This is a genomic window from Clostridium saccharobutylicum DSM 13864 (assembly GCF_000473995.1).
In the GTDB taxonomy this organism is placed as follows: domain Bacteria; phylum Bacillota; class Clostridia; order Clostridiales; family Clostridiaceae; genus Clostridium; species Clostridium saccharobutylicum.
On sequence record NC_022571.1, the window covers coordinates 3,800,456 to 3,816,046 of the forward strand.

10 protein-coding genes are annotated in these 15,591 nt (G+C 30.9%); 3 read left to right on the forward strand and 7 right to left on the reverse strand.

Annotated features, from left to right (window positions below; translation table 11 throughout):
* Positions 1–126: 126 nt before the first annotated feature.
* On the reverse strand, positions 127–696 hold the full coding sequence (locus CLSA_RS16615) for an RBBP9/YdeN family alpha/beta hydrolase (RefSeq protein WP_022747579.1): 570 nt from the start codon (positions 694–696) through the stop codon (positions 127–129).
* 627 nt (positions 697–1,323) lie between these two features.
* Positions 1,324–7,911, reverse strand: a complete 6,588-nt coding sequence (locus CLSA_RS22940; RefSeq protein WP_041716310.1) for a lectin-like domain-containing protein — start codon at positions 7,909–7,911, stop codon at positions 1,324–1,326.
* Positions 7,912–9,222: 1,311 nt separating this feature from the next.
* On the opposite strand from CLSA_RS22940, the gene CLSA_RS16625 reads away from it, so the two are divergent.
* Positions 9,223–9,546, forward strand: coding sequence for a hypothetical protein (locus CLSA_RS16625; RefSeq protein WP_022747593.1), 324 nt, complete (start codon positions 9,223–9,225; stop codon positions 9,544–9,546).
* 156 nt (positions 9,547–9,702) lie between these two features.
* Here the strand turns inward: CLSA_RS16625 and CLSA_RS16630 are convergent, their stop codons facing one another.
* Both CLSA_RS16630 and CLSA_RS16635 read right to left on the reverse strand, forming a co-directional pair.
* Complete coding sequence (locus tag CLSA_RS16630; protein ID WP_022747597.1) at positions 9,703–10,203, reverse strand: GNAT family N-acetyltransferase; 501 nt, start codon at positions 10,201–10,203, stop codon at positions 9,703–9,705.
* Positions 10,204–10,544: 341 nt separating this feature from the next.
* The gene (locus CLSA_RS16635; protein WP_022747602.1) at positions 10,545–10,811 is read right to left on the reverse strand and encodes a DUF3795 domain-containing protein; all 267 of its coding nucleotides are present in this window, start codon (positions 10,809–10,811) and stop codon (positions 10,545–10,547) included.
* 303 nt (positions 10,812–11,114) lie between these two features.
* Between CLSA_RS16635 and CLSA_RS16640 the strand changes: the two genes are divergently transcribed.
* Positions 11,115–11,849, forward strand: a complete 735-nt coding sequence (locus tag CLSA_RS16640; RefSeq protein WP_022747606.1) for a polysaccharide deacetylase family protein — start codon at positions 11,115–11,117, stop codon at positions 11,847–11,849.
* A gap of 181 nt (positions 11,850–12,030) precedes the next feature.
* Here CLSA_RS16640 and CLSA_RS16645 read toward each other — a convergent pair whose 3' ends face one another.
* The 3 genes from CLSA_RS16645 to CLSA_RS16655 form a co-directional block, all read right to left on the reverse strand.
* The gene (locus CLSA_RS16645) at positions 12,031–12,228 is read right to left on the reverse strand and encodes a hypothetical protein (protein ID WP_041716311.1); all 198 of its coding nucleotides are present in this window, start codon (positions 12,226–12,228) and stop codon (positions 12,031–12,033) included.
* A gap of 470 nt (positions 12,229–12,698) precedes the next feature.
* Positions 12,699–13,034, reverse strand: a complete 336-nt coding sequence (locus CLSA_RS16650) for a hypothetical protein (protein WP_022747610.1) — start codon at positions 13,032–13,034, stop codon at positions 12,699–12,701.
* 43 nt (positions 13,035–13,077) lie between these two features.
* Positions 13,078–13,776: an L-2-amino-thiazoline-4-carboxylic acid hydrolase gene (locus tag CLSA_RS16655; RefSeq protein WP_077393810.1), complete on the reverse strand. Its 699-nt coding sequence runs from the start codon at positions 13,774–13,776 to the stop codon at positions 13,078–13,080.
* Positions 13,777–14,318: 542 nt separating this feature from the next.
* Between CLSA_RS16655 and CLSA_RS16660 the strand changes: the two genes are divergently transcribed.
* Positions 14,319–15,278 (forward strand): transglutaminase domain-containing protein, encoded by a 960-nt coding sequence (locus tag CLSA_RS16660; protein WP_022747620.1) that lies wholly within the window; start codon positions 14,319–14,321, stop codon positions 15,276–15,278.
* The last annotated feature ends 313 nt before the right edge of the window (positions 15,279–15,591 follow it).

The following is a 15,591-nucleotide window of genomic DNA, read 5'->3' on the forward strand; positions in this document are numbered from 1 at the left end:
CTTTCATTTCTTATATATAAGACTTAATTTTGTTATCAATAAATTTTTATATCTAATTATAAGTTTTATAATATTAATCTATATTTAATAAATTACATCAATGAACAATAATTTATAATGCAGTTATTATTCTGTAATTAATTTCTGAATTTCATTTAATAAAACAGGAAATTTAGTATATCCATCACGAGCAATAAAATGCTTTCCTGATGAAAGAATAATAAGTTTTGCATCTATCTCTTTGGCCAATTTTTGTGTTGCTTCAGTTGGAACAATATCATCGTCTGTTGCAGTAATAACAGTTCGTGATGGAATTAAACTTTTTATTCTTTCAATATCAAGTACCACATTTACAAACTCCTGAAGTCCTTCTGTTTGTTCCTTCATGGGATTTCTATTTATAAATCCTGAAACGAGTATTGCCCCTTTTATTTTTATATTTTTTTCAAGTATATATAATAATGATGTAACACAACCGAGACTATGACCAATAAATATTGTATTTTCATCAATATCGGGAATACTTTGACGAAGATGGTTAAGCCAAGGCTCGAGATAGGGGTTGTCCGAATTAGGCATGTTAGGAATATAAGTTGTAGTCAAACCATCTTTAAACTGTTCTTTCAGCCATGGAAACCATTCTCCTTCACTTGAAGATGTATAACCATGTATAACATAAATATTAGTATTTTTCATTTTATCATTTCTCCTAATTAAATATATCATTTAAACTATTTTTTTAAATTACTATTCATATTTTAATTAATACATTTTGTATAAACTTAGAATCATTCAGCAAAAAATTGCAAATTTAATATTCTTAAATAATGCGCGTTTGTAAAGTATTATTTATTTTTACTTGTCTATGATTAAGGAAAAGGATGTATCAACAGCTGATACATCTTTTAAGAATAATTGCACAAAAAAATCAAACTTCTAATTCATTCTTAAGATAAATCATTTTATATTCATAAGTTTTAATCTTATTATACACCATATACCCATTATATGGCAGAATACTAAACTTTCTTCATCAATATTATTATACCTATCATTCATTTCGATCTTATCTAATGAGATTTCCATAAAACATATACAAATAAGTTCTACTGAATATATTATTTTACATTAACTATAAATATCTTTTTACCAATTCTAATTTTATCCTAGTATTATTCATTTCATTATAAATAAAAGCACCGTATAAGATAAACTTTTTTTGATTGTCTATCTTATACGGTGCATTTTATTCTTAGTTATGCATGTTTTTTCGTTTTTATGGATCTGTTATGAATTTTCAACAGCTCTTTTTATTATATATTTTTAGTTAATCCAAGCTCCACTTGCATCTAATGTATAACCATCAATTACTGTATTGCTTGCCATACTTCCATCCGAATATAGATAGTACCAATTATTATCTATATATGTCCATCCTGTTGCCATAGCTCCATTATCCTTTAAGAAATACCACTTACCATTATTTAATTTCCATCCAGTTTCCATGTATCCTAAAGCACCATAGTCTTTACCATCGCATAAGAAGTACCATGTACCATCAGTATCTTTAAACCAACCTGTATCCATTTTTCCATCTGTACCTAAGTGGAACCATTCTCCTATTGTATCTTTTCTATTGTATATCCAGTCTCCACTTTCTGACTTGTACCATCCAGTTATCGTAGTTCCAGCATTGTTAAAGAAATACCAATATCCATTTTGTTGTTTCCAACCAGTTTGATTGTTTTTGTTCAATTTTACTATTGTGAAATCACTAAATTTATTTACTGTGAATTTCATTCCTAAAATACCATTTTTGTATTCTACCACTTCACCTTTAGCGAAAACTTTTTCTCCATCGCTATGTTCAATAAATACTCCAAGGTCATTTAAGAAAGCTTGTCTTTCAGCTGAATCAGTTGGAATATTAATTCCTGTTAATGGTAATATAATATCTACATTTCTTTGACTCATGTTTGTTTCAATAGTCATTGGGGTTCCTAATACTTGTATTCCACTATTTTCTGATATAGCTTTTATTGTAGCTTGCTGATCTGCTATTGTCTTAATTTCTTTCTGTTTTGTTTCATCTTTTATTGGCACTAATCTGAAATATAAATCTTCATTTAACTCTCCACTTTGTGCTAAACCTTGTATAGACTCTTTTGGTAGTGAAACTATCGCACCACCTGTTTCTATTTGTAGATTTACATTTCCATTTGAAAGTTCAGTTAATGTTTCTTTTGGTATATTGACCTGTGTTTCAGATACATTTGTATCTGCATCTGTAGCAACTATTCTTGCGGTATCTTTTTCTTCACTATTTAATTCCGCTAATGTTTCTTTTGCTTTATCAGTTGTATAAGTTACAACATCCTTTTTAGTTCCATCACTTGTCGTTGTTCTTTGAACTACAGTTTGTGAAATTGAATTATCGCTACTTCCATCAGTAACTTTTACTGTAATTTGTTGTGTTGAACCTGTACTGTTAGATGAACTATTTGAACTTCTATGTTTTGATGAACTTGTGCTACCACTTGATGAATTTCCTAAAATCTTTGCTGTAATCTTTTCAAAAGTTTCATCTATATAAGACGCTATTAATTTAATATATTTACCTATATCATTACTAACTAACTTATAAGTTTTACCATCACCAACTAGTGTTCCATTTTCAGAATCATTGCTTGGCATTCTATACCACTTGTATGTAACTGCTGCTGATGTAGTAACACTTAAACCATCTTCGTCTATTAATTGAGCCTCCAAAGTATTATCAACTTTTTCAGTTCCAATAATTTTAACTGCTGATGGTGTTGTTGTATCAGTATTATTAGTTGAATCAATTTCAAACTCTGCACTTACACTTAAATCATTAGTTACATCTGTATCTGTTCTGCTTTCATTTATATTCCCATCACTCCAATTTAGAAAATGATAACCCGTATCAGCTACAGCAGTTACTGTAGTTCCGTTATCTCCTTGAGTTATCGTTTGCGATGTTGTTCCTTCTATTGTCCCATGTTCTCCTGCTGTGTATGTCAGTATATATGATATTGGTAATATTGATGTTACATCTATTACTTTATATGTTGCTCCATTTGTTAATCCTGTTATTTCTGCTCCTGTTAAGCTTCCCGCTTCCGATTTATTGCTAGACAATGTTCCATCTTCTTTTACATAGTATGTTATTCCATTTACTGTCACATTATACTTATGCCCTGATGTTAATCCTGTTATTTTTCCATCGCCTACTCCTAGCCCTGCTGGCGAATCAGAACTTAATGTTACCGCTGTTGGAGTTACATCAGTTACTTTATATGTTGCTCCATTTGTTAATCCTGTTATTTCTGCTCCTGTTAAGTTTCCCGCTTCCGATTTATTTCTAGACAATGTTCCATCTTCTTTTACATAGTATGTTATTCCATTTGATGTCACATTATACTTATGCCCTGATGTTAATCCTGTTATTTTTCCATCGCCTACTCCTAGCCCTGCTGGCGAATCGGAACTTAATGTTACCGCTGTTGGAGTTACATCAGTTACTTTATATGTTGCTCCATTTGTTAATCCTGTTATTTCTGCTCCTGTTAAGCTTCCCGCTTCCGATTTATTTCTAGACAATGTTCCGTCTTCTTTTACATAGTATGTTATTCCATTTGATGTCACATTATACTTATGCCCTGATGTTAATCCTGTTATCTTTCCATCGCCTACTCCTAGCCCTAATGGCGAATCAGAACTTAATGTTACCGCTGTTGGAGTTACATCTGTTACTTTATATGTTACTCCATTTGTTAATCCTGTTATTTCTGCTCCTGTTAAGCTTCCCGTTTCCGATTTATTTCTAGACAATGTTCCATCTTCTTTTACATAGTATGTTATTCCATTTGATGTCACATTATACTTATGCCCTGATGTTAATCCTGTTATCTTTCCATCGCCTACTCCTAGCCCTGATGGCGAATCAGAACTTAATGTTACCGCTGTTGGAGTTACATCTGTTACTTTATATGTTACTCCATTTGTTAATCCTGTTATTTCGGTTCCTGTTAAGTTTCCTGCTTGTGATTGGTTGCTAGACAATGTTCCATCTGCCTTTACATAGTATGTTATTCCATCTGATGTTACATCATACTTATGCCCTGATGTTAATCCTGTTATCTTTCCATCTCCTGCTGTTAAACCCGCTGGTGAATCGGAACTTAATGTTACCGCTGTTGGCGTTACATCTATTACTTTATATGTTTCTCCATTTGTTAATCCTGTTATTTCGGTTCCTGTTAAGCTTCCCTCTTCCAATGGGTCTATAGACAATGTTCCATCTGCCTTTACATAGTATGTTATTTCATCTGATGTTACATAATACTTATGTCCTGATGTTAATCCTGTTATTTTTCCATCTCCTGCTGTTAAACCCGCTGGTGAATCAGAACTTAATGTTACCGCTGTTGGCGTTACATCTGTTACTTTATATGTTACTCCATTTGTTAATCCTGTTATTTCGGTTCCTGTTAAGCTTCCCTCTTCAAATGGGTCTATAGACAATGTCCCATCTGCTTTTATATAGTATGTTATTCCATCTGATGTTACATAATACTTATGCCCTGATGTTAATCCTGTTATCTTTCCATCTCCTGCTGTTAAACCCGCTGGTGAATCGGAACTTAATGTTACCGCTGTTGGCGTTACATCTGTTACTGTGTATGTTTTCCCATTTGTTAATCCTATTATTTCGGTTCCTGTTAAGCTTCGCGCTTCTGATGGGTCGGTAGATAACGTTCCATCTTCTTTTACATAGTATGTTATTCCATCTGATGTTACATCATACTTATGTCCTGATGTTAATCCTGTTATCTTTCCATCTCCAGCTGTTAACCCTGCTGGCGAATCGGAACTTAATGTTACCGCTGTTGGAGTTACATCAGTTACTTTATATGTTGTTCCATTTGTTAATCCTATTATTTCGGTTCCTGTTAAGCTTCGCGCTTCTGATGGGTCGGTAGATAACGTTCCATCTGCTTTTATATAGTATGTTATTCCATCTGATGTTACATAATACTTATGCCCTGATGTTAACCCCGTTATCTTTCCATCGCCTACTCCTAGCCCTGCTGGCGAATCAGAACTTAATGTTACCGCTGTTGGAGTTACATCTGTTACTTTATATGTTACTCCATTTGTTAATCCTGTTATTTCGGTTCCTGTTAAGCTTCCCTCTTCAAATGGGTCTATAGACAATGTCCCATCTGCTTTTATATAGTATGTTATTCCATCTGATGTTACATAATACTTATGCCCTGATGTTAATCCTGTTATTTTTCCATCGCCTACTCCTAGCCCTGCTGGCGAATCAGAACTTAATGTTACCGCTGTTGGAGTTACTTCAGTTACTTTATATGTTGTTCCATTTGTTAATCCTGTTATTTCTGTTACTCCTGTTATTGGTACTACTGCATTTACAGCATTTCCGATTTCACTTACATACTTACCTGTATCTGTTCCACTTTCTATTTCTACATTATATATCTTCTCAGCATTTAATCCTGTTATCTTCCCATTATCTGCTGTTAATCCTGCTGGTGAATCGGAACTTAATGTTACCGCTGTTGGAGTTACATCTGTTACTTTATATGTTGTTCCATTTGTTAATCCTGTTATTTCTGTTACTCCTGTTATTGGTACTACTGCATTTACAGCATTTCCGATTTCACTTACATACTTACCTGTATCTGTTCCACTTTCTATTTCTACATTATATATCTTCTCAGCATCTAATCCTGTTATCTTCCCATTATCTGCTGTTAATCCTGCTGGTGAATCAGAACTTAATGTTACCGTTGTTGGAGTTACATCTGTTACTTTATATGTTGTTCCATTTGTTAATCCTGTTATTTCTGTTACTCCTGTTATTGGTACTACTGCATTTACAGCATTTCCGATTTCACTTACATACTTACCTGTATCTGTTCCACTTTCTATTTCTACATTATATATCTTCTCAGCATCTAATCCTGTTATCTTCCCATTATCTGCTGTTAATCCTGCTAGTGAATCAGAACTTAATGTTACCGTTGTTGGAGTTACATCAGTTACTTTATATGTTGTTCCATTTGTTAATCCTGTTATTTCTGTTACTCCTGTTATTGGTACTACTGCATTTACAGCATTTCCGATTTCACTTACATACTTACCTGTATCTGTTCCACTTTCTATTTCTACATTATATATCTTCTCAGCATCTAATCCTGTTATCTTCCCATTATCTGCTGTTAATCCTGCTGGTGAATCGGAACTTAATGTTACCGCTGTTGGAGTTACATCTGTTACTTTATATGTTGTTCCATTTGTTAATCCTGTTATTTCTGTTACTCCTGTTATTGGTACTACTGCATTTACAGCATTTCCGATTTCACTTACATACTTACCTGTATCTGTTCCACTTTCTATTTCTACATTATATATCTTCTCAGCATCTAATCCTGTTATCTTCCCATTATCTGCTGTTAATCCTGCTGGTGAATCGGAACTTAATATTACCGCTGTTGGCGTTACATCTATTACTTTGTATGTTGTTCCATTTGTTAATCCTGTTATTTCGGTTCCCGTTAAGCTTCTCTCTTCCGATTGGTCGGTAGATAACGTTCCATCTGCCTTTACATAGTATGTTGTTCCATTTGCTATTACCTCATACTTATTCCCTGATGTTAATCCTGTTATCTTTCCATCATCTGCTGTTCCTAATGATCCTTCTTGAAGAATTGTTGATCCAATTGTTGTAATACTTGTAGTAGCATAAGCTCCTCCTAATGCTGTTACCTTTATGGTAGAATTCTCTGTTATATTATCCGTATATGTAACAGTCACTTGTCCATTCACATCAGTTGTAGCAGTAGTACTACTTAAAGTTCCATTCCCAGAGTCTCTTGAAAATGTCACTGGAATATTTGCAGGTTTAGCTCCATCTGCGTTTGTTACTGTTGCAGTTACCACAGATGAATTAATTGATGGTTTATTTGAAGCTTCCACCATAGTTGGCAGTTGGGTATATGTGCTGTTTGCTGTATCTATAGGCTGATATTTATTATAAAAATATAATGATCTAATATCATTATTTTCCCATGCTCCCCCAGTACCAGAAGTAAAACCTACATAAACATTATCACTATTGAATATGCTTCCATCACCTAAATTAATATTAGTGTCTATAGGTAAGTAAGCACCAGCTCTACTATTTACATTATTTATTCTTACCTGTAAATTTTGGTTAGATCCATCATAATCCACCCAAGCATAATAGATGCCTCCCTGTCTAAAGTCATAATTTCCAAAGTTTGATTTAGGAGCTGTCGCTATAGGATGATCTGCATCTCCATTTTTATTTACAGCTATATGACTTGGTCCTAATCCATTATCTCCAACATAATTTCCATTATCATATGTGTCAAATTCAATTCCTATACTATTAGTTATGCCTTGATAACCAATGCCTGCTCCCTCAGTCCCCAAACCATTGGTATTGTTATTTATAACAAACACAATTCCATCAGCTCCTGGAGCAAATACGTCTGGGTTGCTAGTACCAGCATTGCTCATTCTAAAAGAAAAGAATGTACTGAACGATTTATTATTAGATAGCGAAACGTAATTACTATAATATGCAGATCCCTTTTGACCTGAAGTTGCTGGCGTAAGTCTTAAAACAGTGCTATCACCATCAACTGCAAATTCAGCATTTCCGTTTTCTTTCATTAAACCTTGCATACTACCATTGTTAAAGTTATCATACTTAAATGAAACATATCCAGTTCCAGTAGCATGTGCATCTATTGTGGTTAATGACATGAAAAAATTTATCATTATAGAGAATGATAATAAAAATGATATAACTCTTTTCTTTTCAATTTTCATAAGTTAATTTTTCCCCTTTTTCCTTTGTTACATTTGTGTATAATCTATTCTACTTTTATGAAAATATATAACTTCAAGCTAGAATATATGATTTGTAAGTAAAAATTAGTATTTATAGACTTAAACATATATTTGTTTGAAAAAATCCCCTTGTACTTTTAATAGATAAATCTAAATGAAATTACTTTCACACAGTTACTTGATAAAAATAGTCATATTTAAACGTATACTTAAATGACAAAATAAGTTTTGATTTTACTATTTAAAAATTAGATATTCTTTCAGATATAGCAATTGTGTATAGGCCTATGTATAATTATAAATACAATTAAATAATTCAGTACACAAGTCAAGTAAATTTAATTAACCGTTTCTCCTTTCTACATAAAATCTAAAATCAAGTCTTTATACTTTCATATGATATATATCATAATACAAAGCAATACTAAAAGTCCACCTTTTTATTCCTTTTTCGCCATTTTTCTTTTATATATGTTAATGTACGAATCCCAAAACATATATTTCAAAAGTATTTTTATATAAAATTAAATTAAATTATAAAAAATTATTTCCATAAATCTAAAATATACATTCCTATGCATCACACAAATACAGACATATATTGATATGTAAATCAATATTAAGAAAATTTAATATTGCAAAAATAACAAGCGAGTTATTCTTTATGTTAAATCAGCAACAACATATAACTTGCAACTATAATAATGAGAATCTTTAATAAAGTAATATTCATTATTAAAGATTGAATCTCCTACTTTGCATTTTCATGACCGTTTATCTTTTTACTAACACTATCGGATAATAATCGATAACACTTTCAGTAAAGGCTAAAAATTCATTTTCAAATAATACTATTAATGTAAAAGTAATTTCTTTAAAAGCTGCATGTAAATTATTATTAAATATTTATTAAAACCCTGATAGCTTAGGATATTAGTAAAATACTCTATAAAGAGATTTATAGCACATCCTTTTTAATAAACTGTTTTTGCAGTCTCTCTCATAAATGTACCTTTATTACCACCTCATATTTGCCCCTTCAATATACCTTTTGAGATGCATGCCAATAATCTTCTAGCTTTAGACTATTAAAAATTCTATAATTTTCTCCACAATAAAAATAAGAATGATCTATTATGATATCATAGACCATTCTTAATAGTATCTAATATCTATTTAACAATGAATAAATAATGTTTAACTGCTTTACATTTGCATAAAACACCTGTTTATTCACATAATATAAATATATTTAAATGGTTGAAAGCAACTATAAAGGTGGTTAAACTAATGAAAAGATTTATATATTCGTTCTTTATTATCATATTTCTAACATTTTACTTTAATACAATAAATACATTCGCTCAACTTCAATCTAAAACATTAACTCAAGGTATTTATAATGTGGGCGATGCAAAATTATTGATAGGTACTCCCCTTACTATAAAAATCACCCCATCTACTAGTAAAGCTATAGTTATTATTATTGATTCTAATCAAACTATAGAATCATTAGTAAGATTAAATCCTCAGGTTACTCAACAAGTTTTACCTCCACTTGACTATGATTACTCAATTATAATTTTCAGTAATGGTGGTGTAATATTTTCATAAAAAGTAGTTTGAATGCCAAACTTACAACAAACTCACCTGTAACTTTTATGATGCCGCAATTATCCCCAAAGCTATAATTTTGTTTAAGTATTTCTTAATCATTATTTTTCTCCCCCATTTTAGATATCTTTTTCACCATGAGTATTGTATTTCTCTTTATGCTTGTAATCTCCACCAAAGAGTTTCTTCGCGTTTATAATTTTTGAATCCACAACGCTCTAAAATCTTTTGAGAAGCCACGCCATCTAAATCAGTTTCAGCAATTACACTTTTAACACCATTTTGTTTCAATGCCCACTGACACATTCCTTTTGCAGCCTCTGTCATATAGCCATTGTGCTCAAAATCCTTACCTAAACCATAGCCAATCTCAACTTCACCATTTTCATTAGGAATATCTTTAAAATCCGCTGAACCTACTACAACTCTATCATTCTTACGAATTAAGAAAAAAAAGCTATGCCATAAAAAATTGTTAGGGTCTTTTTGGGTTATTTCATACTGTCCCTTTACTATTTCAAGAAAAAATCCTTTCATTGGCTCTGCCTTATAGGCACAGTTTAATTCTCTTTCAAGTGCAGGAATGTCTTCAATCCATAGCTTTAATTGATTAAGAGTTAGTGGGATAAGCTCCAATCGTTCAGTTTGTATTATCATTTTCTTGCCTCCATCAAATAAAATTCTTCTAATAAATTAAAATTTAACGCTTTAAGGCACATTCAAAAAATAACAATTCTATTTTTCAGCCTATTTTCCATCAGAGGAAGCTCCATTCTCATACGCTCACTGAGTAAGCGATTCACACCAAATCTATTTGGAACGGAGGCTAACTCATGAATGAGTTAGCTAAGTTTAAGAATCCAAATCATAGAATTTGGACTTTCACTTATCTGCTCATCGGTAAATTGACCTAATAGGCCCGCTATGATGGCAATTTACCTTCTTGCCTAATGAAAAATATTCATGGCAAATTCGACTTGTTATTTGTTTTCATGTGCCTAATCTTCATTATTCATAGCCCATTTTCTACATTGTTCAATCTTAGGAGCTGGGTCAAATCCTTCTTCAACGCCCATATTCGAGAGCATATCACAAGGAAAAATCGTACATTCTCCACAGTGATTATAGTTCTTCTTCTCACAGCAATGTTTAACCTCACATTCTCCACCCCAAAATGGCTTCTTCATATTTATACATCCACTACAATTTACTTTTTCTTTTCTCTCACAATTATTGCAACAAACACCACATCTTGATTCAAACATAATTATCCTCCTTTGCAAACCTTTTTTAGTAAATTGTACCACATTTTCAAATATAGCACTATTCAAGTAATTTAGAAATCAAGCTTTTGACAATCAAAATTATAAATGAACATATAAAATAAATATTTTGCCAGAAAATATTTATTTTATCGCTGTTTATCCAAATTATGTATTATTTTACTAAAAAATATGTTATACTTTATGTAAACTTTTACCTTAGTTTAAATGACTATATTTTTACTTATTCTTGACAAAACATTTCTTACACTTTAATCATATTTAATTTAAGAAAGGAAGATTTTAATGAAAAAATTAGTTACTCTCGTTCTTTTCCTATTTATTTTAACTTCTACAAACGTGGTTGCTTTTGCTAATTCAACACCTAAAATTCCTGTGCTGCTTTATCATGTTGTTACTCAAAATCCAAGTGGAACATATCAATTTAGTCTTACAGACTTTAAGAACGATATGGCTTATCTAAAGAAAAACGGTTATACACCTTTATCACTTAATCAATATTACAACATACTAAATGGAACTGTAACAGCTCCAAGCAGACCTGTATTACTCACATTTGATGATAGTACAAGCGATTTCTATACAAATGTATATCCTGTTTTGAAACAATATAACTTTAAGGCAACTCAATTTGCTGTTACTGACTGGCTAGATACTAATGGACATCTTACAAGAGCTCAATTACAGATGTTATCAGCTAATGGAATTGATATAGCAAATCATACTATCAAACATCAACCTCTTACTTCAGACTGGAATACTCAATACTCAGCTATAAATAATGCAAATATAAAACTTAAATCAATAACCAACAATGCTGCTAATTCCGTTGCATATCCTTATGGAAATTATAATTCCACTACAATGTCAGTTCTTAAGAACTTGGGCTGTCAAGGCGGTTTCACAGTAAGCGGAGGTTTAAGTTCATCAAATAGCAACAAATATGAATTACCACGTATTATAATGGCTAATGGTGACTCAGTCTCAGTTTTCGCAAGAAAGCTTACAACAGGATATTAATATACCTGAAAAATAACTTAACTAATTATTTTAAGTGTAAGATTATTTTGTTAGAATCATTAAAGTAATATCAAAAGGAAAAGCCTCAGAAATAATTTTCTGAGGCTTTTCCTTTCAATTTTTCATTTAATAAAACACCACATATTAAATAATGCGGTATTTTATAATCTTTAACTAATAACTAATGAAACTCTACACTAGACGCTCCTTCTACAAAACCTTGTGCAAAACCTTTTAAAAAATTTGGAACTACATAAATTAAGCATATTAAAATTATAAATATTCCAATATTTCTAAGTACTCTATTCTGCTTTTTAGAAGAAAATATAATAAGAACAATCCCTATTATAATTCCAATCAAAGTAATAATATCAAGCATATTAATTCTCCCTTAAACATTTATTTCTATAAGTATTTTACATTTTATTATAATTTCATATCAATTGTAACATATTATGTAAATATATCAAAATTAAAGTATTATTTAATTTCAGAACCAAGTTATCACTTTTAGTCATTTAGTTATATTGTAAAAACAAAATACCATAACACTTAATAATTGAGTGTTATGGTATTTACTCAAAAAATTTATGCTAACTTGTATATAGTGTTCCTTAATGAGAATAGAGGTTATGTGAGTCGAGTTTCCTTTTTCCGCGACTTGTCTCGGGAGCATGCTGAAATAGTGCAACTTCTGATGTTAGGAAGCCTCAACTTATTCTCAGTAACCGGAACAACAGCGTACCTGTCCTTTCGGTAAATTATCTCATATGTCCAAGTTTGCATTTTGTTATCTATATTTCTTGTCCAATTAAATTGCTATTTTAAAATTCTGTTTTGTCATCCCTGTTAGCTTAAATAATCTATTGTTACATTTAAATTAGAATTAGGTATAGGTAATTCTTCTGCCTTTATTGAATCGTTGGTATTTGGTATAGGCAATGGTTGTAATGATATCGAGTTATCTTTTGAGGTTTGGTTTTGACTCTTATCATTAACTACATCTTCCTTATTGTCTATATCTTCCTTATTATCTAATGTATTAATCTGTTCAACTGATTTAGCAATTTCTTCTGAGTTATTTTTGATTTTACTATTTCTATAATTTGAATCTATAAATGTTAAAGTACCGTAAATAGCAACAATCGCCAAGCTAATACCAATTCCATAATATTTTAGTTTCACTACAATAACTTCTTTCTAAAATAAAATTTTACATATATAATATTTATTTTGCTTCATTATTTATAAATTTAAAATCACAGCATTCTCCACCGCATCCTAAGGTTTGTGTTCTTTCAAAAGTTATCTTATTTATAGAACCATAACATACAATGTCACCTTTACAAAACATTTGACACATTTCTGGACAGTTCATCTCTATACAAGTATCATACCATAAGCATTTTTTCATAATAAATACCATTGAATTATTATCATTTTGTATGATTTTACTTTCCCAATTGTCACATTTTAATGATTCACTAAAATTCATGCGAAATATTTCAAAAAAATGTTCACTTTCTTCCATCTTCTGAATACTTAGTACAACCCTTTGCAAATCTTGCAAAAATCCTTTTTCTACAATTTGTAAAGCTAGTTCCTTATATGTTGGAATCTCTTGTAACACTCTATAAAGTGCTATTCTCGGGATAATGCTATTTTTTAAAGTTTCTAACTGCCCATTACTTTTTCCTGTACTAATTTGTTTCATAAATGCATTGAACTTTTCTTGCTGTTTCTGATATATTTTTTCTCCTTCTTCTTGTCCAAACTCATCAATCAAAAAGTTCTTCACATTTTCACCTTCTAAATATATAATTTTTTTTCTAGAATATACTACACTATATATAAGGAAAATTAATCCTATCAAACTTAATATTATAAGTTCCACCATAGTTGTTTTCCTTGTTATATAGCTTATCATTTACATTAATTCCAATTTTGTGTTAATTATAGCATATGCATAAATGCCATACAATTAAATTTTCTGCTAACTATAACATAAGTTTAAGTTATAAGTTATTTATCTATATAGGGTTCATCATTAAGAATTTAATATATCACAAACAAAGAAATTAGATACATATTTGTGTAATAGGTTATCTATAGCATAAATATGATTTATAGTTTGCATATCTATATAGATATCCAATTTAAGAATTGCACTTATTTGTAGTTAATATTTCCACTAGAAATTGCATACATTTTTGTGAAACAGGCATTGAAATTGAACTGTGAAGGTTCTTAGTACAATGTTGTACCATTTTCTGCTTGTCCTGATTTTACATTAGGAGCATGCAAAAATGGGCACAACCTTGTACTTAGAACCTTTCAGTGAAAATTTCATGGTCCTGTGGAACAAAAATGTATGCAATTTCGGTTATTCACCACATAAATATGATTTATAGTTTGGACATCTATAGTATGATATAATAATGTAAATATCATGTAATGGGGTGATACAAAATGAGAAGATTAATAAAAACAATAGTTATTTTATCAGTAATAGCTATTTCATTAGTGAAAGCTTCCACATTACTATCAAAACCAGCAGTTGCAAATTCAGAATGGAGACAAGATAGTAAGGGTTGGTGGTATTCGGAAGGAAATTCATATGCTACTGGATGGAAATTAATAGATAAAAATTGGTATTATTTTTATTCTGATGGGTATATGGCACATGACACAACAATTGATGGATATACTTTAAATAGTAGTGGTATATGGGCTGATTCAGCTGAAACTTTACTTGGCAGAGAAATATTAAAAAATATTAGTGCACAAAATCAAACGTTCACTATAAAATGTTCAAGCAAAGATGTGGACATAAATAACTTAGGAAATATTTTTAACAGTGAAGTAGAAAAATTAAAAATTACAGATCCATATGATATATACAATGTATCTAATTATGACTTAAATGCAACAAGCAATGGCTTTGGCACTATTAATATAAAAGTTAATTGTAATTATAAGATGACAGCTAAAATGGAAGCTGAATTAGATACAAAAGTAAAAGAATTAGTTGCACGTATTGCTCCAGATAGTATGAGTGAGTCAAAAAAAGAACTTGCTATACATGACTGGATAGTTAACAACACAAAATATGATGAATCTTATAAAATATTTGATCCATACAATACTTTAATGAAACATACTGGAGTTTGTGAAGGATATAGTCTACTAGCCCAAAAAATGTTTACCACTGCTGGAATTAAATCGACAATTGTTGAAGGAACAGCAGATGGTACAGCTCATGCATGGAATCTTGTTTATATAGATGGAAAATGGCGTCATGTTGATTGTACATGGGATGATCCAGTGTCTTCAGTACCTGTTCTAAGGCATAATTATTACAATTTAACAGACAAACAAATAAGTGCAGACCATTCATGGACTACTTCAAATTATCCAAGTGCTAATTAATTATAGATAAATAAGTTTGGATTTAAAGTTAAGTGATAAATTACCGAAAGAAAGGGTACTCTGTTGTTCCGGTTACTAGAGAAAATGATTGTGGATTTCTAGCAGTAGAAGTTGTTCCATTCCAGCATGCTCCTTAAGCAAGTTAAGGACAAGCAAGAATGGAACAACTTCTACTGAAGAAATCCTACATTCCTTTTCTCAATGTAACACTACACAAAAGAGCACCCTTTCTTTCTGGTTTTGAATATATTTCAGAGTTTAAGTCTAATTAATAATTTTTTATCTATATGAGGATGTGATAAAGTCTATTTCA